Origin of the sequence: Cryobacterium sp. N19, assembly GCF_002929595.1 — a bacterium.
Taxonomy (GTDB): Bacteria; Actinomycetota; Actinomycetes; order Actinomycetales; family Microbacteriaceae; genus Cryobacterium; species Cryobacterium flavum.
In genome coordinates this window covers 1-2330 of the sequence record NZ_PJJR01000014.1, presented here as the reverse complement: position 1 = coordinate 2330, position 2330 = coordinate 1, and the positions used below count along the sequence as shown (strand labels likewise).

Annotated in this window: 2 protein-coding genes and 1 pseudogene; 1 reads left to right on the top strand and 2 read right to left on the bottom strand. The window is 64.0% G+C overall.

The window, feature by feature from the left end; all coding sequences use genetic code 11:
* Positions 1-253 (top strand): annotated as a pseudogene (locus CXY78_RS21310) (IS30 family transposase); the annotation flags it as partial.
* A 5-nt stretch (positions 254-258) separates the two neighbouring features.
* On the opposite strand, the gene CXY78_RS00130 reads toward CXY78_RS21310, so the two are convergent.
* Together CXY78_RS00130 and CXY78_RS00125 are read right to left on the bottom strand one after the other, a co-directional pair.
* Positions 259-1338 (bottom strand): IS110 family transposase, encoded by a 1080-nt coding sequence (locus CXY78_RS00130; protein ID WP_104087444.1) that lies wholly within the window; start codon positions 1336-1338, stop codon positions 259-261.
* A gap of 303 nt (positions 1339-1641) precedes the next feature.
* Positions 1642-2330: transposase (locus CXY78_RS00125; RefSeq protein WP_140425594.1), on the bottom strand; the 689-nt coding region annotated here is incomplete at its 5' end.

Sequence of the window (2330 nt, the reverse complement as noted above, 5' to 3'; positions counted from 1 at the left end):
CCTCGCAGCCGTGTTCGCCGGCCGGGACGAACTGCAGGTATCCCACGAGACGATCTATCAAAGCCTCTACGTGCACAGCCGTGGTTACGTCGGAGTCCGCCTGCACCGGCACTTACGACGAGGACGATCACCTCGAAAATCGCGAGCTGCACATCTCACTGCTCCGGGTCGAATTCGCGACAAGGTGCTGTTGAGTGAACGGCCCGCCGAGGCCAACGACCGAGTGATTCCCGGGCATTGGGAATCTCAATGAAGCTTCTATATCTCGTCAACCCCCAATTTTGTGGCTGACGCGGTGTTGAGGTGCCGGTAGATGCTTCTGGCCAGGTAGCGTTTGAGGATGCGGCGGATCTCTCGGTCGGTCTTTCCCTCAGCGCGTCGGCGTTCGACGTAGTCGTGTGTTCCCGGGTCGTGGACCATTCGGACCATCGCGATGATGTTCAAGGCACGGTTGAGTTGGCGGTCTCCGCCACGGTTTAGTCGATGCCGTGTGGTGTTGCCTGATGATGCGGGAATTGGATTCACGCCGGCGATCGCGGCGAAAGCGGCTTCGCTCTTGACCCGGCCCGGGTGGGACCACGCGACGAGTGTTCTGGCTGAGGTGACGGGACCGATACCGGTTTTTTCCAGCAGCTCGGCTGCAGGGCTCGCTGCGACGAGGTCACTAATACGCGTCATGTTTTGGTCGAGCTCGGTGTCTAACTCGAGGATGCGTTTGGCTAGACGTATTGCTTCTGTGCGCGCGGTGGTCGCGGCGAGGGCTTCTTCTCGTGTGCGCCAGCGCGCGACCTCGGCGATCTTGCGTGCTCCGAGGGGACGTCGGGCGTCGATGCCGAGGTCGATAATCCGAAGTAATGCGGTGAGTGCGTTCACCGCGCGGGTGCGCTCAGCGGCGAGTCCATCGCGGGCAGTCAGGAGGATTTGCGCTGCTGCCCGCACGCCCTCATCCTGCCGCGGGGTGCGGAGTTGATTGACCGGTAAGGACAGCACAGCGGCGGCGATCCGACGTGCGTCGAGGGGGTCGGGCTTCCCAATGCCGCGCCGGCCCGTCCGGCCCATGCGTGCGGCCTCAACAACACGGTAGCCGGTGTCCGCTACGTTGTGGGCCAGCTGGGCGCCGTAGCTCCCGGCTCCCTCGATCACCCAGAGCGCATCGGTGACGCCGCCCGAGCGACGCCCGGCCCAGTTGATTGCGCGGGATCGACCAGCGGCGGTATTGGGGAACGTTTCGGTTCCGAGGTGCTGACCTGCCGCCGTGAGGACAGTGTAGGTGTGGGTTCTGGCGTGCGTGTCCACGCCGATAACGAACGGATGGGTGTGCGCAACTGTGGTGTCCATAGTGTCCGGGTTCCTTTCTTTGAGATGGGCGATGATCCAGTCGCTGACGACCGGCGCCGATCCGGAGAGGAATCACTTCGGGGCATACCTGTGATGAGCCACGATCCGCACGGATCGGGCATGCTTCTTATTAAGCCACTGAGGTGGGCCGGGCCGGCGTCGGTCACCCACCACGGCCGGACAGTTCATAGGCAAGGCACCCGCGAGGGCCAGTTTTGTCACGAGTCACGACCACGGCGGAGCGACCAACACCAACTCTGCCAGCCAGTCCCGGACCAGCCACCCCAAGACTCACAGTCTTTGTCAAGTGGTTTTGAGCATCGGGATCTCGGCTGGTTCCTGGTAGAGGGTGTGGTCGCGGAGCATTGCCCAGAGGACGTTGATGCGTCGGCGGGCGAGCGCAAGGAGGGCCTGTTTGTGGCTCTTGCCTTCGCGGCGCTTTCGGTCGTAGTAAGCCCTGGAGGCGGGGCTGTTCTTCAGGCTCGAGAGCGCCGCGAGATAGCAGGTTCGGAGCAAGCGGCGGTTGAAGCGGCGGGGCCGGTGCAGGTTGCCGCTGATGCGGCCGGAGTCCCTGGGGGCGGGCGCGAGGCCGGCGACAGTGGCGAGCCGGTCTGCGGAATCGAATGCGTCCATGGTGCCCCCGGTCGCGGCGAGGAATGTCGCGCCGAGTAGGGGGCCAAAGCCGGGCATGCTGATGATGATGATTTCAGCGTCAGCGTGTTGCTGGAACAAGCTGGCGATCTGGGTGTCGAGTTCGGTCAGGGTGTGGTCGATGTTTTGGAGTTGGGCGGCGAGGCGGGCGACCAACATGGCGCCCATCGGTTGGGTCGTGAGGTTAGTGTGTTGGGCCTCGGCGGCCTCGGCGGCATCGGCGGCATCGACGGCTTTGTTGGCGACGTTGGCGCTGTTGTGGCAGCCGCGCGCTTTCAGCCAGGCCTGGAGTCGGGTGCGTCCAAGACGGCGAAGCGCGTCTGGGGTTTGATAGCTGGACA

Bases quoted from the DNA above. Each gene is read 5' to 3' on its own strand.
- CXY78_RS00130 (WP_104087444.1), bottom strand. From the start codon at position 1,338: ATGGACACCACAGTTGCGCACACCCATCCGTTCGTTATCGGCGTGGAC.